Below are 21,526 nucleotides of genomic sequence, written 5' to 3' on the forward strand. Positions count from 1 at the left end.
TTTTGTATTATTACAAACTAGCACCACGCGTTTATTAAATAATAGCTGCTTAACGTGAAAAGTTTGTTTGCTGCGCCTTTTATGATAAAATCATTTTGAGTGATAAGCTAATTAAAGTAGTCTCAGAACGGATAATTTGAATTTAATTGAGGTGGAAATTATGATGTGTCCACATTGTCATCATAACAGTTCACGTGTTGTCGATAGTCGGCCGGCAGATAATGGGCATGCTATTAGACGGCGCAGAGAATGTGAAAATTGCGGGTATCGTTTTACAACTTTCGAGCGAATTGAAGTTACCCCGCTTTTGGTGATCAAGAAAAATGGAAACAGGGAAGAGTTCGATCGTGATAAGATCTTACGAGGTATCATGCGAGCTGCTGAAAAAAGACCAGTCGGAATGGACAAGATCACCAGCATCGTTGATGATGTTGAAAGTAAGGTCCGCGCTTTGGGTGGAACAGAGGTTTCGACTCAATTGATCGGTAATTATGTGATGGATGAATTAGTAGATGTTGATGATGTTGCCTATATCCGTTTTGCAAGTGTCTATCGTGAATTTAAAGATATGGGTGCTTTTGTTAATGAATTAAATGAATTGATGGGTCGAAGTCAAGATGACGAGCACGCTTTAGATGACGACGACCATAAAGAGTAATAATTAAGTAAGAGGGGAAGATATGGTTACTGAAAATTTGAAGAATGTTTCCCCAAAAGATGGTTTTGTTGTGGTTCAAGAAAGTGGTCCTAGTGATAAAGAATTACATGGACTTTTAGACCTGTATGTTCCGATCATGGGTTCTAACGCTTATGGACTCTATGTGCTTTTAAGTCGATATGGCAAGCCGCGTCCGGACCTAGTCAAAAGGTCAATGAATAAAGAACTTTTGGTAGGTTTATCTTTAGGAATGAGAGATTTTTTGGAGGTGCGGGAAAAATTAGAGGCATTAGGTCTATTACGAACTTTTGAAAAAAATGATCGATTAGGTAAATTATCCTTATATTTTATTCAGCGACCTTTAGTGGGTGAGAACTTTTTCAACGATGACTTACTCAGTACGTTATTGTTGGAAACTATTGGTCAAGGAGCTTTTCGAAAATTACAGGAAAAGTATTGTCCACCTAAATTTAATATAGAAGGCAGCACGGAAGTTACTAAGTCGTTTTTAGATGTCTTTCCGATCCGCCAAAGTGCTTTAATGAAAAGCGCCGCTTCTAAACAAGTTCAGCCGCTTGAAAAAAAGCAGCAGCAATTGATCGACCAAAATGAAACTGATTTAGATGTAAAATTTTTCAGACAATTATTGGAAAGGTCGTTTGTGCCTGAAGAAGAGGTCTTTAAGAACATGGATGCAGTCCAGACGATCCATCTTTTGTATGGTTTAGATGAGATGCAGTTGGTTCGTTTGTTAGAAGAAGCAATTGACATTAGCAGCAATAAGCTCAACGTCAAATATTTTAAAATGTTGGCACATAATTCTTTTGATTATCAAATGAAAACAACAAGTTCTGCTAAAGGGGCTGCTTTTAGTCCCCAAGCTGAAAATACAAGTACTAGCTCAGACCCTGCTGATGCGCAACTGCTAGAATTTTGCAGGTCTTTGGCTCCAATGGAGTTTTTACAAGCTATCAAAGATGAAACGGGTGCCTTATTAACTAGTTCTGAAAAATATATGGTTTCAAATTTAGTTCAACAGCAAATATTGCCTAATGAGGTGATCAACGTGTTGATCCATTATATTTTAAGCGACCGCGGAAATGCTAGCATGAATCAAAATTATTTTGAAACAACAGCTGCTACTTGGTCGAAAAATGGTGTTAAAACTGCTGAACAGGCCATGTCTGAGGTCCGAAAAGTCGTACAGGAAGGCGCAAAAAAGCACCAGAAATACGGTAATAAGAAGAAAAATTATCGTCAAGGTCGTGCAGTTGTTCAAAAAGAGCAGTTACCTGAGTGGGCTCAAAATGACTATAAACAACCCGAAACAACTAAAGATCAAAGCAGCAAAAAGGCTGATCTCCAAGCACAGATCAAGCGACGTTTGGCAGAGATCAAGAATGACAATTAATTAAAGTTCAGTAGAAATGGGGGTGAGGTGATGGAAAGTCTTAGCCAGATCCTTGCAGAACAGTTAAAAGATAATAAATGGGGACCGCGTTATCAGAAGTTGATCACCGCAGCTGAAAGAGATCCTGATGTGGTGGAATTTTTGAAGCAGCACCAAGGTGAATTAACTAAAGATGACATTATTAGAAGTGCCAGCAAGTTATATGAGTTTGTTAACTTTAAAAGCCAGTTAGCGGCTGGTGAAAAAACTTTTATGCCTGGATATTATCCATACTTGACCTTGAGTAATCACCATATCGAGGTCACATATACTCCTACTAAAGAATTTGTTGCTAAACAAAAACAAAAAGAGATCAAGCAGCGGGTCAAGGTCATTAGTTTGCCAAAATCGATTCGAAATGCTGAGTTATCCGAGTACACTCCTGATGGCAGAGAAGAGATCTTAGATGCGGCTTTACGTTTTTTTCAAGAATTTCAAAAGTCACCGCATGAGTTTCATAAGGGCATGTATTTAGAAGGAAGCTTTGGAGTAGGTAAAACATATCTGCTAGGGGCTTTAGCCAATGCACTGGCTGAAAAGGGATATAGTACGACACTTGTTCATTTTCCATCCTTTGCGGTGAAAATGAAAAGTTCGATCAGCAGTAATTCAACCGGAGAATTGATCGATTCTGTGAAAAAAGCACCACTCTTGATGTTAGATGACATCGGAGCAGATCAGATGAGCAGTTGGTTCCGTGATGATGTTTTGGGTGTGATCTTACAATATCGGATGCAAGAAGAATTGCCTACATTTTTCAGTTCAAATCTCTCGTTACAGCAACTAGAAGAGGAATACTTGACTGTTAACAGCAGAGGAGAAGCTGAACCGTTGAAGGCTAAACGTATTATGGAACGGATCCGTTTTTTGGCCGATGACTATCATGTTGTTGGGCGAAATCGGAGAAATTGAAAAAAATTTTAAAATGCTCTTGTTAGTTTAGTATTTTAGTGTTTTAATATAATTAAATTGTGTGAAAGACATGGACCCAATTTTCAGGGAGAGAAGTCGTGACTGAAAACTTCTCACATTAACGGTTTACCACTTTCATGAAAAGCTTAATTAAAAGTTAGGCCGGATGGTTTCCGTTAACGACCTTGAATAAGGAACTCATGTCTGCGCGTGAGTTCGAATATGGGTGGAACCACGTTAAAAACGTCCCTGTCGTTATTAAACGACAGGGCTTTTTTTATACAAAATTTAGGAGGAAAATTTATGTCACAAATCAATCTTACTTTTCCAGATGGCAGTGTTAAACAATTTGACAGCGGAGTAACTGTTAAAGATGTTGCTGATTCGATCAGCATTAGTTTAGGTAAAAAAGCTGTTGCCGGTAAATTTAACGATGTTGCTGTTGATCTTCGCCAAGAATTAAACCAAGACGGAGTGATCGAGATCGCTACTAAAGATTCTGCTGAAGGGATCAATGTTTTATGGCAAACAGCTGCATTGATCTTGAATAAAGTTTTGGTAGACAAGTATCCTGAGATGAACTTCGGTGAAGCACATGTTGATGAACATGGCTTTTATCTGGATACTGAAAAGCCAGGACAAACACAAGTTGCAGAAACAGATTTTGACGACCTGACTGCTGCCATGAATCAAATCGTTCTTGCTAATGATTCGATCGAGTTAACTTCGATCAGTCAGCAAGAAGCTCTGAAAAATGCAGGTGACGATCCATATCAAAAGCAACTAGTTGCTGAATTAGCTCAGGATGGTCAAGTAGCAGTTTATCGTTTGGGCGACTTTGTTTCCTTAGCTTTTGCACCTGTTTTGTCATCAACTGGCAAGGTCAAGATCTTTAAGCTTTTATCGGTGGCTGGTGCTTATTGGAAGGGCGCTTCAAGTAATCCAATGCTGCAACGGATCTACGGAACAGCTTTTTATAAGCAAAAAGACCTTGATGCTGAGCTTGCTAGAAGGCAAGAAGCTCATGAACGTGACCACCGTGTGATCGGTAATCAGCTTGATATTTTCTTTGTTGATCCTAAAGTTGGTGCTGGGTTGCCTTATTGGATGCCAAATGGCGCCACAATTAGACGGACATTGGAACGTTATATCATTGACAAGGAATTAGCTGCAGGCTACGAGCATGTGTATACTCCTGTTTTGGCAAATGTTGATCTTTATAAGCAGTCTGGACATTGGGATCATTATCGTGAAGATATGTTCCCGCCAATGGATATGGGTGATGGTGAATTCTTGGAACTACGTCCAATGAACTGTCCTTCTCATGTCCAGGTTTATAACCACCATAAACGTTCATATCGTGAGTTACCATTGCGCTTAGCAGAATTAGGTATGATGCATCGTTATGAAAAATCTGGTGCTTTGACAGGTCTGCAACGTGTACGTGAAATGACTTTGAATGATGGGCACACGTTCGTTGCACCTGATCAGATCGAAGATGAGTTTAAGAAGATCCTTGATTTGATGATCGATGTATACAGTGATTTTGATATTCATGATTATCGTTTCCGCCTGAGTTATCGTGATCCAGAAAATACTGAAAAATATTTTGACAATGATGAAATGTGGAATAAATCACAAAAGATGCTGAAAGCAGCAATGGACGACATGGGCTTAGACTATTACGAAGCTGAAGGGGAAGCTGCTTTCTACGGTCCAAAGCTTGATGTTCAAACTAAGACTGCTCTGGGTGGAGAAGAAACACTATCAACGATCCAATTAGACTTCTTGTTACCAGAACGTTTTGACTTGAAGTATGTTGGTGCTGATGGCGAAGATCATCGACCAGTTATGATCCACCGTGGTGTTATCTCTACTATGGAAAGATTTACTGCATACTTGATCGAAATGTATAAGGGTGCTTTCCCAACATGGTTGGCTCCAAAACAAGTTGAAATGATCCCTGTTAAAAATGAATTGCATATGGAATATGCAAAACAATTGCAGAGCCGTTTGCTTGCACACCATATTAGGATCGATATCGATGATCGTAATGAAAAGATGGGGTATAAGATCCGTCAAGCTCAGGTCAACAAGATCCCATATACCTTAGTTCTTGGTGATCATGAAGTTGCTGATCAAACAGTCACAGTCAGAAAGTATGGTCAAAAAGATACTGAAACTATGCCTTTTGACGATTTTGTAACTTTATTGAACCATGATATTGAAACATATAGTCGCAAAAACTAATTGACAAACTACAATAGAATTGGTATCATATTGTAGTTGAGAAAAAAGCAGAAGCACCCGCTTCTCGCCTAGGGGATCAGGATCCTCGGGCAGAATTACGAAATAACCTCACTGTAACGTGAGGAGTAGTGGGTGTTGAAAAACACTCACTTTTTTTCTGCTTACTCTTCTGAAATTTTTTGGAGGTGAAATATCATAGCAGTAGACAAGATAGTTAACGATGGTATCCGTGCACGCGAAGTTCGCTTGATCGGTAAAGATGGGACTCAACTTGGAGTCAAGTCTAAAAAGGATGCTTTGGTTTTGGCCGAACAGGCCGAGTTAGATTTGGTACTTGTAGCACCAAAGGCTAAACCACCAGTTGCCAAAATTATGGATTATGGTAAATATCGTTTTGAATTACAAAAGAAACAGCGTGAGGCTCGTAAGAAGCAAAAAGTCATTAATATTAAAGAAGTTCGTTTAAGTCCTACGATCGATACGAATGACTTTAATACTAAGGTCAAAAATGCACGTAAGTTCTTGGGTAAGGGCGATAAGGTCAAAGTATCTATTCGTTTTAGAGGACGTGCGATCACGCATAAAGATATTGGCCGTGAAGTCTTGAATAATTTTGCAAAAGAAACAGAAGACATTGCTTCTGTTCAATCAAAACCAAAAATGGATGGTCGCAGTATGTTCTTAATGCTTGCACCATTAGCCGAAAAATAGGCTGGTAATTTAGGAGGAAAATGTATTATGCCAAAACAAAAAACACATCGCGCATCTGCAAAGCGCTTTAAGAAAACAGCGAATGGTGGTTTGAAGCGTTCACATGCTTATACATCACACCGTTTTCACGGCAAGACTAAGAAGCAACGCCGTCAATTAGCTAAGGCAGGTATGGTAGATTCCACAGATATGAGCCGTATCAAGCAAATGCTATCACAAATGAAATAATCATTTGTCAGTTGAAATCTACAAGCAAGGTATATTGCCTTTGCTAACAAGTTTTATTTGCCCTCTTTAAAGAGGGATGATCCAAGCTTAAACTTGGATGATTAATAAGGAGGAATTCACATGTCACGTGTTAAAGGCGGCACAGTTACGCGTCAGCGTCGTAAAAAAATGTTAAAATTAGCTAAAGGTTACCGTGGTTCAAAACATACACAGTTTAAGGTAGCTAAGCAACAAGTTATGAAAGGTCAACAATATGCTTTCCGTGATCGTCGGAAGAACAAATCTAACTTCCGTAAATTATGGATCGCTCGTATCAATGCAGCAGCTCGTACAAATGATATTAGTTACAGTAAATTGATGCATGGTTTGAAGGTTGCTGAAATTGATGTAAACCGTAAGATGCTTGCTGATATAGCAATCAACGACCCTGAAGCATTTTCTGTAGTGGTTGACCAAGCTAAAAAAGCTTTGGCAAAATAATCTTTTAGATAACGTGGGCTGAGACAAAACATTGGTTTTGCTTCAGCTTTTTTTACATATTAGGCGTGTACACATATTATGTGGGCAAGATCCGCTTAATAGTGTGTATAGTTATTTTTACATTAACTGGATTTTTTGTTGCCTAATTTTTGCTAAAAATTGCAAAAATAATCTATAATTAAGTTATTGAGAAAATGGGAGAGTTATAGTATATGCTTGTAGATTTTAGACCGACATGGATGTTGGAATCGATTTATGACCTAACTCCAAAAGAAATTCGTGAACATGATATTCAGTTGATTTTAACTGATCTTGACAATACTTTGATTGCTTGGAACAATCCAAATGGGACACCTCAACTGCGCGAATGGCTAGCACTTATGGATGAGGCACAGATTCCTGTGGTAGTGGTGACTAACAATAGCGCCAAAAGAGTAGCTCGTGCATTGAAAGAATTACAGTTGCCTTTTATTTCGCGAGCTTTAAAACCACTGAACCGCGGTATCAATATTGCAAAGAAAGAATACCGGGTCAATTCTTCGCAGATCGTTTTAGTAGGAGATCAGTTGCTGACAGATGTTGCTGCTGCTAATAATGCCCGGATCAAGAGTATTTTGGTTAAACCGTTGGTGAATACAGATGCCTGGAATACTAAGTTTAATCGAGCCGTTGAAAAGTCTGTCAAGAAACAATTATTGAAAAAAGGATATTTAAAAAGAACATGGGGGCATTCACTGAATGGATGAGAATAACGAAGAGCTTTATTGTATTGGCTGTGGAGCAAAGATCCAATCAGATGACCCGAAACAACCGGGTTATACACCTGTTTCCGCAATAAAAAAAGGCCTAGAAAATGATGAGTTATATTGTCAGCGTTGTTTCCGCTTGCGTCACTATAATGAAGTCAGTGATGTTTCTTTGACTGATGATGATTTTTTGGCTTTATTAAATCAAATTGGCAGTGCGGATGCTTTGATCGTCAATGTTATTGATGTTTTTGATTTTAACGGTTCTTTGATTCCGGGCATTCACCGCTTTGTCGGTAATAATCCAGTATTGATGGTAGCCAATAAGGAAGATCTGCTGCCACGCTCGTTAAAACGGTCGAAGTTAAAAGATTGGGTCCGTCAACGTGCTAATGCAGAAGGTATCCATCCGGTCGATGTGATCATGACCAGTGCAACTAAGCAACATGCTTTAGAAGAATTATTAAAGGCAATTGAAAAGTATCGTGAGGGTCGCGATGTTTATGTGGTTGGAGTAACTAATGTCGGTAAATCGACATTAATCAATCAGATCATCAAACGAAGTACAGGAATGCAGGATCTGATCACGACCTCGCGTTTCCCTGGGACGACTTTAGACAAGATCGAGATCCCTTTGGACGATGGTAGAATGATAGTTGACACACCGGGGATCATTCATAAAGATCAAATGGCCCATTATTTGTCAGCTAAAGAACTTCGCTTGGCAACGCCGCAAAAAGAGATCAGACCTAAGGTTTACCAGTTGGCTGGTGGACAGACATTGTTTTTTGGCGGGTTGGCGCGTTTTGACCTGATCACAGGTCCGTCAACGCGTAATGGTGTTGTTGTTTATATGGAAAATAACCTGCAGATCCATCGCACTAAGTTGGAAAAAGCTGATGCATTTTTTGTACGACATCAAGGAGAATTGTTACAACCGCCGACAACTGGTGAATTATCTGATTTTCCGCCGATGGAACGTTTTGAATTTAAAGTTCGCGAGAAAAGTGATATTGTTTTTGAAGGTTTGGGCTGGGTAACAGTCAAAAGTGGTTCGATCGTTGCTGGCTATGCACCTAAAGGTGTAGGAGTTTTACGCAGAAAAGCAATGATTTAAATAAAGCAAGAGGTAATTAACTAAATTTATAGTTGAGTAGTATTTAATGATCAAGGAGAGATTTAATGACATTACGAGGAAAACAAAAACGCTTTTTAAGAAGTCAGGCGCATGATCTACGGCCACTTTTTCAGATCGGAAAAGATGGGTTAAGTGAGAATTGGTTGATAAACGTTAAAGCCGCTATAGAAAAGCGTGAACTACTAAAGGTTTCTATTTTACAAAATTCACTTGTTGATGAAGATGAAGTGATCGAATTTGTTGAAAATAATAGTTCAATTCAAGTCGTACAAAAAATTGGGCATGTCCTGGTTTTGTACAAGAAGGCATCCGATAAAGAGAATCGGATTATTTCGACTGAGGTTGAAGCTATTTAGTTTTGGAGGTCAGTAGGTTGGAAATGAGTACAGTTGAGATTCCTAGGGTCAAAGTTATGCCAGAAGTTATGTTTGGCGCTCAAAGAAAACGGATCGGGTTGATGGGTGGAACTTTCAATCCATTGCATAATGGTCATTTGGTCGTAGCGGAACAAGTTTTAAGTCAGTTGGGGTTAGATAAGATAGTATTTTTACCTGATAATTTGCCTCCGCATGTTGATAAGAAAGAGGCTATTTCTGCTAAAGATCGCGTGACTATGGTTCGCTTGGGGATCGCTGACAATGAAAACTTTGAACTGAATACACTTGAAGTTGACCGTGGGGGTGTTAGTTATACCTATGACACGATCAAAGAACTACAAGCACGACATCCAGAAGCAGACTATTATTTCATTGTTGGCGGTGATATGGTCGAATACTTGCCTAAGTGGAATAAAATCGAGCAGTTGGTTAAAATGGTGAAGTTTGTGGGCGTGAAACGAACTGGTGCCAAGACACATAGTCAATATCCGATCTTGTGGGTCGATGTTCCGACGATCGATATTAGTTCAACTTTGATCAGAAGTAAAATCAAACAAGGTTGTTCGATCAAATATTTGGTACCAGATATTGTGGCGGAGTATATAAAAAAAGAGGGCTTATATCGTGAATAAAATTGAGTATTCTGGAGAGTTTTTTTCTGGAACGCGGGCAGAACTGGTCGCAGCTGTTAAGCAGAGTTTGAGTGAACATCGGTTTCAACACGTTTTACGTGTCGAACAGGCCGCAATTAAGTTGGCTAAATTAAATGATGTTTCCACAGAAAAAGCTAGTATCGCTGCCTTGACACATGATTATTCTAAGGAACGCAGTGACAGTGAATTTAAGGAAACGATCAAGAAGTATTCGATGGATCCAGACCTATTGAACTGGGGTAATTTTATTTGGCATGGTGTTGTTGGAGCACAAATTGTTTCGCATGAATTAGGGATCACTGATCCTGAAATTTTAAATGCTATTTCCCGCCATACGGTCGGTGTACCTAAAATGACAAAACTTGACCAGCTGATCTATGTAGCGGATTTTGTTGAAGATGGGCGTGATTTTCCAGATGCTCAGATTGCGAGAAGTTTGGCTTATGCTGATTTACAAGCTGCGGTTATCTTTGAAACTAAGCATACTTTGCAATATTTAATGAGTTCAAATAAGACGATCTATCCAGCAGCTATCCAGACATATAATGCTTGGGTCGCAGGTCATTAGAAAGTATAATAGACAGATCAAGAAAAGATTTAAAGGAGACTATTAATGGACAGTAAAGAATTATTGAAGGTAGTTGTAGAAGCAGCTGATAATAAGCGGGCCGAAAATGTCACAGCACTGGATGTAGATGGTGTTAGTTTGTTGGCAGATTACTTTGTGATCATGGATGCTAGCTCACAACGTCAGGTTAAGGCTATCGCGGAAAATATTGAAGAGGAAGTCGAAAAAGCCGGCTATGATGTTTTAGACATCGAAGGCAAAAACGGCTCCACTTGGGTCTTATTAGACCTCGGAGATATTGTTGTGCACGTTTTCCAAAAAGAAACGCGTGAGTTTTATAATTTGGAAAAATTATGGTCTGATGCCAAAGAAGTCGATGTTTCTGATTGGGTCAAGGCATAATGAACTATATAACTTTTGCTCAGTTATATGATCAACTGATGGATCCAGAGATCTATGAGTCTTGGCTGGAATATTTTAAGCAACGGGTCAGTCCAAATTCTGGAATGGTTTTAGACCTAGGATGTGGTGCTGGGGCCTTGACCATGCAATTAAAAAAAGCCGGTTTTCAAATGGAAGGCCTAGATCTATCTGATGAAATGTTGAGTTTGGCTAGTGAAAGAATGAGTCGGGCAAATGTCTTTTTCCCGGTTTATCAGGCTGATATGACAGATTTAAACGGGCTTGGCCAGTATGCTGTAGTGGTCAGTACACTGGATTCTTTGTGTTACTTGGCGAACTTTGCTGAATTAGGCAAGGTATTCCGTGAAGTATACGCTCATTTAAAAGAACATGGTAAATTTTTATTTGACGTGCATAGTGTTTATCAGATGGAAAAAGTTTTTCCCGACTATATGTATAATTATCAGGACCAAAATGAGGCATTCTTGTGGCATTCATATCCGACTGATGTTTCATATGGGATAGAACATGAATTGACCTTTTTTATTAAAGATCAAGCTACGAAAAATTACCAACGTTTGACTGAACATCATTACGAAAGAACATATCCTTTAGCGAATTATATTGATTTGTTAAAAGAAGTCGGATTTAAAAAAGTCGAGGTTAAGGCAGATTTTGGTCGGTCTTCAGTTAAAAACGATTCTACGAGATGGTTCTTTTGTTGTGACAAGTAAAAGGAGAAATGGCATGGCTGGAGTTGTTGGTGTGGTCGCCGAATACAACCCATTTCATAATGGACATTTGTATCAACTACAGCAAATCAAGCAGGCTTTTCCTGACGATATCATTATCGTGGCTATGAGCGGCAATTTTTTGCAAAGAGGGGAACCAGCTTGCTTGGATAAATGGACCAGGACGCAGGAAGCTCTGCAAAACGACGCAGACCTAGTGGTCGAATTACCGGTATTGGCGTGTGTACAGCCGGCAGATCGTTTTGCTTTTGGAGCAGTTTCATTGTTGTCGGCCTTGGGAGCTGATAAACTAGTTTTTGGAGCAGAACATAGTTCATATGATTTTATGTCTTTTGCTCGTAAGGTTGCTGGAGTCCATGGTGAATTTCATAAGTATGACGAATCCTATGCTCGTTCATTTCAAACCGCCATTAAAAAAGAGCTAGGACATGCTGTAGATCAGCCGAATGATTTGTTGGGTCTGGCCTATGCTAAAGCTAATTATCGTTTAGGTGAGCCTTTGGACCTCTTTCCAGTGCAGCGAGTAGAAACAAGTTATCATGACCAATCGTTGCATAAGGGTGCACAGATCGCAAGTGCTTCAGCTATCCGTAAAAACTTTTCGCTGTCGAAAAAAACGCAGAAAAAACTTGCACCTTATTTACCGCAAGTTTCGCTAAACGATCTAGTTGAAGGTCCGTTCGTTTCATGGGATGATTTTTGGCCGCTTTTGCGGTATAAGGTGGTCAGCAGCAATTTGGCCGATCTAGGTCAGATCTATGGAATGAGTGAGGGGATAGAATATCGGATTCAAGAACAGACTCAGCGGCTGCCGTTAGATATCAACTTTGATATGTGGGTCAAAAAAGTGAAAACAAAACGTTTTACCTATACTCATCTCGCACGTCTAGCAGTTGCAATACTGCTCAACATTTCTGAGCAAGAAGTTCAAGCATATAATAGTGAGCCATATATTCGGTTGCTCGGTTTTGGAGGCGATGGCCGCAAACAGTTATCTAGGGTTAAAAAGAACTGTCCATTTCCGATTTATTCCCGCGTTTCACAAGACGATAGGAAAGAACAATTGGCGGTCGATTACCGTGCAGGTAAAATTTATCAGCTTTTTAATGGTGTTGAACAAGATGCAAAACGCGCACCCATAGTATTTTAGAGCGGGTGTCAAGGAAAATACATTGACAAAGGATTTTAAGCACTGTATAATCATACGTGTTGCATTGGAGGAAAATAGCATGAAGTGGTCGTACAAACAACTGCAACAGCTCGGTGATGAACCGCTCCAGATCAATGAAATATTTCATTTAGAAAAGGATTTAAAGAGTCGTAGAAGTGATATTTTATCAGTTGCTCCTGTTCATGTTAAAGGTGTGATCGGAGCAGATCGCTTAGGGGCTTACAGTCAATTACAAGTGGATGCAAAACTTGTTTTGCCTTCAACTAGGTCATTGACTCCCGTTAGTCTCGAACTTTCTTTTCTGATCGATGAAAATTATGTTGAGGCAGACAGGACTGATTTTTCAGATTTTTCTGAAGAAGATCTTTTTTTAGTTTTAGATAATGATTTACTTGATTTGGAAAAAGTCATAACTGATAATATTTTGTTACAGATTCCCATGCAGGTTTTAACTGAAGCAGAAAAAAATGCTAGTGATCCTGCTATAGCAGGTCGTGATTGGCAAGTTTTATCTGAGGAACAGTTAAATAAAAAGCAAGAAGATAGTAGTCCAAAAATTGATCCTAGAATGGAGAAATTAACACATTTTTTTGATGATACTGAAGAGTAGTTGCAAAATTGGTGTGTAAAGGTTACAATTTTTCTTGTTGAATATTTTAAAATTTGAAAAGGAGGTGCTTGTAAAATGGCTGTACCAGCAAGAAAGACTTCTAAGACAAGAAAGAGACTTCGTCGTACTAATTACAAGCTGCAAGTTCCTGGCATGACAGCATGCCCACATTGTGGTGAATTAAGACAAGCTCACCATGTTTGTTCTAGTTGTGGTTACTACGGTGATAAAGAGGTTATCAACGTTAAGTAATAGAAAGTGAATTAATCGTATAGAGGGACCATGGCCCTCAAGACGATTTTACGAAACATCCGAGGATCATTCGATCTTGGATGTTTTTTTGTTACATATAATTTCAATTATTACAGTATTTATCACTGTGGAAATTGAACGAATATGGTAGAATTAAAGATAATTCAGAAAGAGAGGCCTATACTTTATGCAGGTTCATAATGTTGACCTGACTATTAGCGCGGTCAGACCAAATCAATATCCGACGGAGGGTTATCCTGAGATTGCCTTTGCTGGTCGTTCAAACGTCGGCAAGTCATCTTTGATCAATGCTTTGATCAACCGAAAGAGCTTCGCTAGAACGTCTAGCCAACCCGGGAAAACACAGACTTTAAATTTTTATGATGTTGAGTCACAGCTGTTTTTTGTTGATGTTCCCGGTTATGGTTATGCCAAGGTATCACAAAAAGAACGGGATAAGTGGGGAGCGATGATCGAAACCTACCTTTCATCTCGTGACCAATTACAAGGCGTTGTGTCCCTGGTAGATGCACGCCATGCCCCAACTAAATTAGATCAGCAAATGGTCAATTTACTACATTATTATGATTTGCCAATATTAGTAGTTGGTACTAAAATCGATAAAGTGAAAAAGAGTAAACGAAATCAATCATATTCTTTGATCAAGAAAACTTTACAGCTTGGTGAAAATGATGAGCTGATTTTGTTTTCAGCCTTAGATAAGACAGGGAAAGACCAAGTTTGGAATTGGATCGAACAAAAGACCAAATAATATGACATCGAAATGAGCGCCTGTTGTTGTCCGCTGTCTGTTTTAATTTTATTTATAAAGGATGGGAAATTCTATGGAGTTTAATGATTATCAGGAAAAAGCAAATCGGACCCTTTATGGTAATGAGCAAGTTTTAACCAATTGTGCGCTTGGTCTTGCTGGAGAAAGCGGTCAGCTGATCGATCTGGTAAAAGATTATACTTTTAAGGGCAAGAAGCTTGACCGGCAAGAAATGATTCACGAGATGGGTGATGTTTTATGGTATCTTTCCCAAATTGCAGAATGGGCCGATATCCCATTTGATGAGGTAGCTCAAGATAACATTGAAACTTTGAATAAACGCTATCCACACGGTTTTTCACCCGCAAAATAGATTGCATAAAGACACTAGTTGTCTGTTGTTTTTTGCCTACACAACTTGATAAAAAATGACGAGTACTTTCAAAGTTGAAAATACCCGTCATTTTTTTAATTTTATTTTTGTTCTTTCTTTTGCTTATCGTTTTGCTTTTTATCTTTAGATAATTCCTCTTTTTTAGGAGTTTTATCTGGTTCGACAGCAAATTTGCTAAATAATTCATCTAAATCAGATTGACGATTGATCTTTAAACTCAATTTAAACAGTCCTTTCACCAAATAATGATCAGTGAGTCCCCGAGACACTCGATTTAAGATCTGCCATCATCTGCCCCACCTTAATTCGAACATAAGCATAGCAGTTTCCGTCTTTTTTTTCAAATAATTTATTCTAATAATGTTTTTGCAAGCTAAATTTGCTAAAATATGCATAAAAAAACTAGTTCATCTTTAAAATATGCAAATTTACCCTTGAAAATGAATTAAAAATGTATTATATTGCATAAATAAACTACAATAAAGGAAAAGTAAATAAGGCATTAAAAAATAACATGAAACTACACAGGTTATTGGTAGGGCTGTTTGAAAAAGGAGAAAACATATAATGAGCGAGCTGTTAGAAATTCAAAACCTCAAAAAATCATTTGGTAAAAATGAGATCCTGAAAAATATTAATGAAACTGTTGCCCAGGGTGAAGTTGTGTGTGTGATCGGTCCGTCTGGAGCTGGCAAAAGTACTTTCTTAAGATGTTTGAATGTCTTGGAACATCCCTCAGACGGCAAAGTCATTTTTGAAGGTCAGGACCTGACAAAGATCTCTGAAAAACAATTAAGCAGTTTACGTCAGAAAATGGGAATGGTTTTTCAAAGTTTTAATCTTTTTCCAAATATGACGGTCCTGGAAAATATTACCGCTGCACCAATGAAAGTTAAAGGGGTCAGTAAACAAGAAGCCGAGCAAAAAGCAAGTAAGCTGTTAGAACGGATCGGATTAGCAGATAAGGCTCAACAATACCCAGCCAGTCTTTCTGGTGGTCAGGCGCAACGTGTGGCCATTGTGCGTGCATTAGCAATGGATCCTGAGGTGATGTTGTTTGATGAACCGACTTCAGCTCTTGATCCGGAAATGGTAGGGGAAGTACTAGAAGTAATGAAGGATCTAGCTAATTCCGGCATGACGATGGTTGTTGTAACGCATGAGATGGGATTTGCTAAGGAAGTTGCCGACAGGATCTGGTTGATGGCTGATGGTTACATCCAAGAATCTGGCAAACCATCTGAGATTTTTGAAAATCCACAAACCAAACGGGGACAGGAATTTCTGTCAAAGGTGTTGTAAAATAGGGTTTCATAAACCATTTTCGCAAAACTAAAGCGAAAATGGTATTTTTTTGTAAATTTCTTGAGATAATGGTTTCAATTGTTGTGAATTAGCGCTAGAACGCGGTATAATTGACTCAATGATATAAAGAAAGGAACATTTGGATGGCAACTCAACATGTCGAAAATAAATTAAAGTTGTTGCCGGATCTCCCAGGTTGTTACCTGATGAAAGATATCAACAGTAAAATTATTTATGTTGGTAAAGCGAAAAACTTAAAAAATCGAGTTCGTTCATATTTTAAAAGTGCTCATGAAGGAAAAACTGCCAAGTTAGTTTCTGAGATCCGCGATTTTGAAACGATCGTGACCTCTACTGACAAGGAAGCTTTTTTATTGGAAATTACTCTGATCCAAAAGCACAAGCCGTATTACAATATTAAGCTAAAACGTGGTACTGGCTACCCATATATCAAAATTACCAATGAAAAGGATCCGACATTAAAAATTGTTAGTCAAGTTAAGCACGATGGCGGATCATACTTTGGACCATATCCAAATGTATATGCTGCAACTGAAACGATGCAGTTGATCCAGAAAGTTTATCCTTTGCGAAGGTGCAAAGGCTATCAAAAAAGACCATGCCTATACTATCATATGGGACAATGCTTAGGTGCTTGTTTTAGGGAAGTGCCTCAAAGCGAATATGATGCACAAATCAAGAAAATCAAATCATTTTTAAGAGGCAATGTTTCAGGGATCAAACGTAAGTTGACCAATCAAATGAAGAAAGCTGCCAACAATATGGAATATGAGCGTGCAGCAGAATTAAGAGACCAGATCCACTATGTGGAGGTCACCGTTGAAAGACAGAAAATTATCTCTAATGATAATACTCCACGTGATCTGTTTGCTTGCTATATGGATAAGGGTTGGCTGTCGATCCAAGTCTTTTTCATTCGCCAGGCACGTTTGATGAAGCGCGAAAAACGTCTTTTTCCATGTATTGATTCTCCTGAAAACGAATTAGCTTCGTTTATTTTGCAGTTTTATAATCAGAAAAACCGGATCTTGCCTAAGGAGATCCTTGTGCCTAAAGAGATGGAACATGATATTTTGGCTCAAATTATTGGGATCCCTGTTAGGACCCCTCAAAGAGGACAAAAAAGAGACTTATTAGAAATGGCACAAAAAAATGCCAGATTGGTCTTGGAAGAAAAATTCCGTCTTTTGGAATTGGATGATCGTAAGACAGTCGGCGCAATGAATGAGATCACGGATGCATTAGGTTTGCCTAACGGTCATCGGATAGAGTCTTTCGATCATTCACATATTCAGGGACAAGATCCAGTTTCTGCTATGGTCAGTTTTTTAGATGGACGACCAGATAAAAATGAGTATCGTAAGTATAAACTAAAGACGGTCACTAATGCGGACGAATTTGCAAGTACGCAAGAAGTTATTTATCGCAGATACAGCCGTTTGTTAAAAGAGCATGCACAATTACCAGATCTAATCCTAATGGATGGTGGTGTCGTGCAGATCAATGCAGCTCGTGAAACTTTGCGTAACCAACTAGGGTTAGAGATACCAGTAGCAGGGATGGTTAAAAACAATCATCATAAGACTGCCGACTTAATGACCGAAGATGATGAAAAAATTGGTTTGGATCCAAAAAGTGAAGGCTTTTATTTGTTACAAAGGATCCAAGATGAAGTTCATCGTTTTGCGATCACTTTTCATCGGCAAGTGCATTCTAAAAACTCTCTTTCTTCGCGGCTTGAACAGATCCAAGGAGTGGGGCCTAAAACTCGAGTCAAATTGCTCAAAAACTTTAAATCATTGAAAAAAATCAGTGAAGCTTCTTTGGAAGATCTTCAAAAATTAGGAATTTCCGAGAAAGTAGCACAAACGATTAAATTAAGCTTAAAATAAGTGTTTTTAGTACGGATGTTTTTGATTTTGAAAATAAAAACTGCTATAGTTGGCGGAGACAAAATTGTTTTCAGAAATTAATAACATCTAAAGACAACTCAGGCTACCTGAGAAAGGTGATTAAAAATAATGTTTGTAGATCAAGTTAAAATTACTGTGAAAGCCGGTAAGGGCGGCAATGGAATGGTGGCTTTTCGGCGTGAAAAGTTCGTGCCAAATGGTGGACCAGCTGGTGGCGACGGCGGCCATGGTGGAAGTATTATTTTACGAGTTGATGAAGGTTTGCGGACCTTGATGGACTTTCGCTATCATCGTATTTTTAAGGCTAAGGCCGGTCAAAATGGCATGATCAAGGGAATGTACGGGCATAAAGCGGATGATCTATACGTTGCCGTTCCTGAAGGGACAACTGTTCATGATGCTGATACTGGTGAAGTATTAGGCGACCTTGTTGAAAATGGACAAGAACTAGTTGTCGCCGCTGGAGGTCGTGGCGGACGAGGAAACATTAAGTTTGCTTCTCCCAAAAACCCGGCACCAGAGATTGCTGAAAACGGTGAGCCGGGTGTTGAAAGAAATCTTCAGCTTGAATTAAAGGTTTTAGCCGATGTTGGGCTAGTTGGTTTTCCATCTGTTGGTAAATCTACTCTCTTGTCGGTTTTAACTAGTGCTAAGCCTAAAATTGCTGAATATCATTTTACAACTTTAGTTCCTAATTTAGGAATGGTTCAATTGGATGACGGGCGTGATTTTGTCATGGCTGATTTACCCGGACTGATCGAGGGCGCTTCGAACGGTGTTGGTTTGGGGATCCAATTTTTGCGTCATGTTGAGCGGACACGTGTGATCGTACATGTTGTTGATATGTCTGGCATGGAGGGACGTGATCCATTCACTGATTTCGAAAAAATCAATCATGAACTTGCTAAATATGATCCTGCGCTTTTGAAACGGCCGCAGATCGTGGCTGCAAGTAAGATGGACCTGCCGGATTCACAAGCCAACTTAGAGACTTTCAAGCAAAAGTTGCAGATGGACACGACATTAGCTTCAGTACCGGAAGTGATCCCTGTTTCAGCGATCACGCACTCTAATTTACAAAAACTAGTTGCTCAGACGGCTGATACCTTAGAAAAAACACCGCGATTTGATCTTGAACCGGAACAGGAAAGCAATGATAATGTTGTTTATACCTATAAACCGGAAGAGAAACCATTCACTCTCAAACGAGATCCTGATTCGAATTGGATACTTGGGGGAGAAAAACTGGAGCGCTTATTTGAGATGACTAATCTTGAACATGACGAAAGTTTGATGCGTTTTGCTCGGCAAATGCGGGCAATGGGTGTTGATGATGAATTACGTGCACAAGGAGCCAAGAGTGGCGACATGGTTCATATAGGCAAGTTTACGTTTGAATTTGTAGAGTAATTAGAAGAAGACTGATCTGAGAAAGTTGGCCGGTTATTTAGCTTACACTTTTTCAGATCGTCGTAGATACAGCTAGTTGTATATTCCTTGAATTTTTACGGACGGGATTTTGATGGAAAAAAGATTAAAAAAAAGCAGATATATTACAGGTTTTGATGGTGTCAGGACTTTAGCAGTTATTGGTGTTATACTGTACCACCTCTTTCCGTATGGAATGACTGGTGGTTTCTTAGGAGTTCCTATTTTCTTTGTGGTTTCAGGCTATTTGATCACTGATTTGTTGATTCAAGAGTACGACCAAAACGACCGGCTCGATATTAAATCGTTTTATGTCAGAAGAATGAAGCGACTTTATCCAGCGTTGATCACTATGGTGATGACAACAGCGGCTTTTATTACGTTATTTGCCCGAGATTCTTTGGGGAAATTACGTGATGTAATAGTTACTAATGTCTTTTACGTTTATAATTGGTTCCAGGTTGCTAATCACGAATCTTATTTTGATAAGTTCGGTAATCAATCACCATTTACCCATCTCTGGTCGTTGTCGATAGAAGGACAGTTTTATTTAATTTGGCCGATCGTGATCTTATTATTGTTACGGTTCATCCGGTCTAAGCAAACTAACTTTGATATTTTATTGATCGCGGCTTTTGTGTCCGCATTATTAATGATCATTTTGTTTAAACCAGGACAAGATCCTTCTCGAGTTTATTATGGGACAGATACACGCATGTTTTCGATCCTACTAGGGGCTGCGCTGGCTTTCTTGTGGCCGAGTACTAAACTTAAAGAAAACCTGCAAAGTGGTCCGCGGTTATTTTTAGATGGAGTCGGCTTAGGTTCTTTGCTCTTGATCGTCCTAATGTTTTTCAAAATGAACGGTGAAAGTGAGCTGGTGTACTTAGGTGGAATGTTTTTCTTCTCTTTGTTGTCAGTTATTTTGGTCGGGACGATCGCCCATCCTGGGGCCGATATGAACCGATTACTAACTAACCCAGTGTTTACATGGGTTGGCAAAAGAAGTTATGGCATTTATCTTTATCAGTATCCTATAATGATTTTTTATGAACAAAAAATTGCTAATGTTGCTAACCATCCTTGGCTGCATGCGATGATCGAAATTGCTTTGATCCTTGTGATCAGTGACATTTCATATCGTTTTCTTGAACTGCCGCTGCAACATTTTGACTATTCAAGAACTTTTATGGTTATTAAAGATGCTTTTTCCAAAAATTCTTCTTATGGTTGGAAAAGGATCTGGGCAGTGCTTGTTACTTTAGTATTAGTTACGGCGACATGGGGTGCATTTGATAAACCTCGTGCAAGTGTTTCAAGTAGTGACTCTTCTGACTTGCAAAAGGTGATCAAGAACAATAATAAGCAAGCCAAAAAACAAAACACAGCTGCTGACAAGGATAAGAAAAAAGCAAGTCAACCTGCTGAAAAGTCAGCAACAGAAGCTAAAAGCCAAAAAAATGAACAACAGGCTGATGGTGAGCTGACTGCTTCGGAAAAAACTAAGGCTCAGAACATGCCAGTCACTGCGATCGGTGATTCAGTTTTGGCCGATGCTTCTTCAACAATGCAGGGTATCTTTCCACAAATGTATGTGGATGCCAAAGTTGGTCGTCAAGTACATGAAGCATTACCGATCTTGGATTCGCTGGTGCGCAGAGGAAAATTAACAGACACCGTACTGATCAGTTTAGGTACGAATGGACCATTCACTGACTCCGATATGAAGCAGATCATGGGTATGATCGGACCAAAACGTCGAGTATACTGGATCAACGTTAATGTTCCTACACAAAGATGGCAGGATCAAGTTAATGAAGAATTAGCACAGGCACAAGAAAAATATTCTAATCTGACGGTGATCGATTGGTATTCTTACAGTAAGGATCATCCAGACTGGTTCTATTCTGACAACGTTCATCCGAGTCCAAATGGATTACCTTATTTTGGCAAGTTTGTTACACGAGCTATTTTGAAATAAAAAGCGGTAGACTAAGATTTCAGTATAGCGGGCACGGACAATGTTTTGAGCAGGAAAGTAAACATTTAAGGTGAACTTTTTTCAAAACAACTTACGAATGGTTAGTGGAATTGTGATTTATGAGTGAGTTTCGTGATCATTTTGACGAAAGACTAGCAAATCAATAGAATAGAAATGTGAAAAAGTAATGTTTGTTCAAGAGTTAGGTGGACAGAAGTGTGGGAGTAGGTGTAAATTCTCCTGCCAAACTTCTAAGTTTTTGTACATGATGTCTTGACGCTGACCGATACAAATCTTATAGGACCAATAAAAAAGCAAGGAGTAAAAATTGGGACTTTGTCAAATAGTGTTGAT

Annotated in this window: 24 protein-coding genes and 1 other annotated feature; of the genes, 23 read left to right on the forward strand and 1 reads right to left on the reverse strand. The window is 39.0% G+C overall.

The genetic code is table 11. From position 1 onward, the window contains the following. Window positions 1–160 precede the first annotated feature (160 nt). The 19 genes from nrdR (at window position 161) to FC65_RS02810 (ending at window position 14,503) form a co-directional block, all read left to right on the forward strand. Window positions 161–658, forward strand: a complete 498-nt coding sequence (gene nrdR / locus FC65_RS02720; RefSeq protein WP_056971464.1) for a transcriptional regulator NrdR — start codon at window positions 161–163, stop codon at window positions 656–658. Between the two features lie 22 nt (window positions 659–680). Continuing rightward, a complete protein-coding gene (locus FC65_RS02725) occupies window positions 681–2,069 on the forward strand; it encodes a replication initiation and membrane attachment family protein (protein ID WP_010496355.1) in 1,389 nt (462 codons plus the stop codon). 30 nt (window positions 2,070–2,099) lie between these two features. Then, window positions 2,100–3,020, forward strand: coding sequence for a primosomal protein DnaI (dnaI, locus tag FC65_RS02730; RefSeq protein ID WP_056971465.1), 921 nt, complete (start codon window positions 2,100–2,102; stop codon window positions 3,018–3,020). A 303-nt stretch (window positions 3,021–3,323) separates the two neighbouring features. Next, window positions 3,324–5,270: a threonine--tRNA ligase gene (thrS, locus tag FC65_RS02735; RefSeq protein WP_056971466.1), complete on the forward strand. Its 1,947-nt coding sequence runs from the start codon at window positions 3,324–3,326 to the stop codon at window positions 5,268–5,270. Between the two features lie 39 nt (window positions 5,271–5,309). After that, window positions 5,310–5,434, forward strand: a sequence feature (ribosomal protein L20 leader region). Between the two features lie 46 nt (window positions 5,435–5,480). Beyond that, on the forward strand, window positions 5,481–5,981 hold the full coding sequence (infC, locus tag FC65_RS02740) for a translation initiation factor IF-3 (protein ID WP_056971467.1): 501 nt from the start codon (window positions 5,481–5,483) through the stop codon (window positions 5,979–5,981). A 27-nt stretch (window positions 5,982–6,008) separates the two neighbouring features. After that, window positions 6,009–6,209, forward strand: a complete 201-nt coding sequence (gene rpmI / locus FC65_RS02745; RefSeq protein WP_010496348.1) for a 50S ribosomal protein L35 — start codon at window positions 6,009–6,011, stop codon at window positions 6,207–6,209. Between the two features lie 120 nt (window positions 6,210–6,329). After that, window positions 6,330–6,689 carry a 50S ribosomal protein L20 gene (rplT, locus tag FC65_RS02750; protein WP_010496346.1) on the forward strand — a complete coding sequence of 120 codons (360 nt, stop codon included), beginning with the start codon at window positions 6,330–6,332 and terminating at the stop codon, window positions 6,687–6,689. A gap of 212 nt (window positions 6,690–6,901) precedes the next feature. Continuing rightward, window positions 6,902–7,435: a YqeG family HAD IIIA-type phosphatase gene (locus FC65_RS02755; protein WP_056971468.1), complete on the forward strand. Its 534-nt coding sequence runs from the start codon at window positions 6,902–6,904 to the stop codon at window positions 7,433–7,435. Beyond that, complete coding sequence (gene yqeH / locus FC65_RS02760) at window positions 7,428–8,552, forward strand: ribosome biogenesis GTPase YqeH (protein ID WP_056971469.1); 1,125 nt, start codon at window positions 7,428–7,430, stop codon at window positions 8,550–8,552. Before FC65_RS02755 ends, yqeH begins: the two co-directional genes overlap by 8 nt. Before the next feature lie 65 nt (window positions 8,553–8,617). Then, on the forward strand, window positions 8,618–8,929 hold the full coding sequence (gene yhbY / locus FC65_RS02765) for a ribosome assembly RNA-binding protein YhbY (RefSeq protein WP_056971470.1): 312 nt from the start codon (window positions 8,618–8,620) through the stop codon (window positions 8,927–8,929). Window positions 8,930–8,952: 23 nt separating this feature from the next. After that, on the forward strand, window positions 8,953–9,582 hold the full coding sequence (locus FC65_RS02770) for a nicotinate-nucleotide adenylyltransferase (RefSeq protein WP_056971479.1): 630 nt from the start codon (window positions 8,953–8,955) through the stop codon (window positions 9,580–9,582). Next, window positions 9,575–10,171 (forward strand): bis(5'-nucleosyl)-tetraphosphatase (symmetrical) YqeK, encoded by a 597-nt coding sequence (gene yqeK / locus FC65_RS02775; protein ID WP_056971471.1) that lies wholly within the window; start codon window positions 9,575–9,577, stop codon window positions 10,169–10,171. The genes FC65_RS02770 and yqeK overlap by 8 nt, the downstream gene beginning before the upstream one ends. Before the next feature lie 45 nt (window positions 10,172–10,216). After that, the gene (gene rsfS / locus FC65_RS02780; RefSeq protein ID WP_010496328.1) at window positions 10,217–10,573 is read left to right on the forward strand and encodes a ribosome silencing factor; all 357 of its coding nucleotides are present in this window, start codon (window positions 10,217–10,219) and stop codon (window positions 10,571–10,573) included. Further along, window positions 10,573–11,307: a class I SAM-dependent DNA methyltransferase gene (locus FC65_RS02785; RefSeq protein ID WP_056971472.1), complete on the forward strand. Its 735-nt coding sequence runs from the start codon at window positions 10,573–10,575 to the stop codon at window positions 11,305–11,307. Before rsfS ends, FC65_RS02785 begins: the two co-directional genes overlap by 1 nt. Before the next feature lie 13 nt (window positions 11,308–11,320). After that, window positions 11,321–12,475, forward strand: coding sequence for a nucleotidyltransferase (locus tag FC65_RS02790; RefSeq protein ID WP_056971473.1), 1,155 nt, complete (start codon window positions 11,321–11,323; stop codon window positions 12,473–12,475). Window positions 12,476–12,554: 79 nt separating this feature from the next. Continuing rightward, window positions 12,555–13,106, forward strand: a complete 552-nt coding sequence (locus FC65_RS02795; protein WP_056971474.1) for a DUF177 domain-containing protein — start codon at window positions 12,555–12,557, stop codon at window positions 13,104–13,106. A 75-nt stretch (window positions 13,107–13,181) separates the two neighbouring features. After that, entirely contained in the window at window positions 13,182–13,358 is a 177-nt protein-coding gene (rpmF, locus tag FC65_RS02800) for a 50S ribosomal protein L32 (protein ID WP_010496324.1), read from the forward strand. Window positions 13,359–13,545: 187 nt separating this feature from the next. Then, window positions 13,546–14,130, forward strand: a complete 585-nt coding sequence (gene yihA, locus FC65_RS02805; RefSeq protein WP_010496323.1) for a ribosome biogenesis GTP-binding protein YihA/YsxC — start codon at window positions 13,546–13,548, stop codon at window positions 14,128–14,130. Between the two features lie 73 nt (window positions 14,131–14,203). Then, window positions 14,204–14,503: a nucleoside triphosphate pyrophosphohydrolase family protein gene (locus FC65_RS02810; RefSeq protein WP_056971475.1), complete on the forward strand. Its 300-nt coding sequence runs from the start codon at window positions 14,204–14,206 to the stop codon at window positions 14,501–14,503. A 101-nt stretch (window positions 14,504–14,604) separates the two neighbouring features. Here the strand turns inward: FC65_RS02810 and FC65_RS12150 are convergent, their stop codons facing one another. Continuing rightward, complete coding sequence (locus FC65_RS12150) at window positions 14,605–14,745, reverse strand: SPJ_0845 family protein (protein ID WP_162829029.1); 141 nt, start codon at window positions 14,743–14,745, stop codon at window positions 14,605–14,607. Between the two features lie 346 nt (window positions 14,746–15,091). On the opposite strand from FC65_RS12150, the gene FC65_RS02820 reads away from it, so the two are divergent. From FC65_RS02820 to FC65_RS02835, 4 genes are all read left to right on the forward strand, one after another. Further along, the gene (locus FC65_RS02820) at window positions 15,092–15,826 is read left to right on the forward strand and encodes an amino acid ABC transporter ATP-binding protein (protein ID WP_010496320.1); all 735 of its coding nucleotides are present in this window, start codon (window positions 15,092–15,094) and stop codon (window positions 15,824–15,826) included. Window positions 15,827–15,972: 146 nt separating this feature from the next. After that, a complete protein-coding gene (gene uvrC / locus FC65_RS02825) occupies window positions 15,973–17,742 on the forward strand; it encodes an excinuclease ABC subunit UvrC (RefSeq protein WP_056971476.1) in 1,770 nt (589 codons plus the stop codon). A gap of 129 nt (window positions 17,743–17,871) precedes the next feature. Next, the gene (gene obgE, locus FC65_RS02830) at window positions 17,872–19,173 is read left to right on the forward strand and encodes a GTPase ObgE (protein WP_056971477.1); all 1,302 of its coding nucleotides are present in this window, start codon (window positions 17,872–17,874) and stop codon (window positions 19,171–19,173) included. A 112-nt stretch (window positions 19,174–19,285) separates the two neighbouring features. Further along, window positions 19,286–21,172, forward strand: a complete 1,887-nt coding sequence (locus FC65_RS02835; RefSeq protein WP_056971478.1) for an acyltransferase family protein — start codon at window positions 19,286–19,288, stop codon at window positions 21,170–21,172. Window positions 21,173–21,526: the final 354 nt, after the last annotated feature.

The sequence above is a fragment of the Ligilactobacillus acidipiscis DSM 15836 genome (assembly GCF_001435755.1).
Taxonomy (GTDB): Bacteria; Bacillota; Bacilli; order Lactobacillales; family Lactobacillaceae; genus Ligilactobacillus; species Ligilactobacillus acidipiscis.

Coding starts and splice junctions, on each gene's coding strand:
- nrdR (WP_056971464.1), top strand. CDS start 161: ATGATGTGTCCACATTGTCATCATAACAGTTCACGTGTTGTCGATAGT.
- FC65_RS02725 (WP_010496355.1), top strand. CDS start 681: ATGGTTACTGAAAATTTGAAGAATGTTTCCCCAAAAGATGGTTTTGTT.
- dnaI (WP_056971465.1), top strand. CDS start 2,100: ATGGAAAGTCTTAGCCAGATCCTTGCAGAACAGTTAAAAGATAATAAA.
- thrS (WP_056971466.1), top strand. CDS start 3,324: ATGTCACAAATCAATCTTACTTTTCCAGATGGCAGTGTTAAACAATTT.
- rpmI (WP_010496348.1), top strand. CDS start 6,009: ATGCCAAAACAAAAAACACATCGCGCATCTGCAAAGCGCTTTAAGAAA.
- rplT (WP_010496346.1), top strand. CDS start 6,330: ATGTCACGTGTTAAAGGCGGCACAGTTACGCGTCAGCGTCGTAAAAAA.
- FC65_RS02755 (WP_056971468.1), top strand. CDS start 6,902: ATGCTTGTAGATTTTAGACCGACATGGATGTTGGAATCGATTTATGAC.
- yqeH (WP_056971469.1), top strand. CDS start 7,428: ATGGATGAGAATAACGAAGAGCTTTATTGTATTGGCTGTGGAGCAAAG.
- yhbY (WP_056971470.1), top strand. CDS start 8,618: ATGACATTACGAGGAAAACAAAAACGCTTTTTAAGAAGTCAGGCGCAT.
- FC65_RS02770 (WP_056971479.1), top strand. CDS start 8,953: ATGAGTACAGTTGAGATTCCTAGGGTCAAAGTTATGCCAGAAGTTATG.
- rsfS (WP_010496328.1), top strand. CDS start 10,217: ATGGACAGTAAAGAATTATTGAAGGTAGTTGTAGAAGCAGCTGATAAT.
- FC65_RS02785 (WP_056971472.1), top strand. CDS start 10,573: ATGAACTATATAACTTTTGCTCAGTTATATGATCAACTGATGGATCCA.
- FC65_RS02790 (WP_056971473.1), top strand. CDS start 11,321: ATGGCTGGAGTTGTTGGTGTGGTCGCCGAATACAACCCATTTCATAAT.
- FC65_RS02795 (WP_056971474.1), top strand. CDS start 12,555: ATGAAGTGGTCGTACAAACAACTGCAACAGCTCGGTGATGAACCGCTC.
- rpmF (WP_010496324.1), top strand. CDS start 13,182: ATGGCTGTACCAGCAAGAAAGACTTCTAAGACAAGAAAGAGACTTCGT.
- yihA (WP_010496323.1), top strand. CDS start 13,546: ATGCAGGTTCATAATGTTGACCTGACTATTAGCGCGGTCAGACCAAAT.
- FC65_RS02810 (WP_056971475.1), top strand. CDS start 14,204: ATGGAGTTTAATGATTATCAGGAAAAAGCAAATCGGACCCTTTATGGT.
- FC65_RS02820 (WP_010496320.1), top strand. CDS start 15,092: ATGAGCGAGCTGTTAGAAATTCAAAACCTCAAAAAATCATTTGGTAAA.
- uvrC (WP_056971476.1), top strand. CDS start 15,973: ATGGCAACTCAACATGTCGAAAATAAATTAAAGTTGTTGCCGGATCTC.
- obgE (WP_056971477.1), top strand. CDS start 17,872: ATGTTTGTAGATCAAGTTAAAATTACTGTGAAAGCCGGTAAGGGCGGC.
- FC65_RS02835 (WP_056971478.1), top strand. CDS start 19,286: ATGGAAAAAAGATTAAAAAAAAGCAGATATATTACAGGTTTTGATGGT.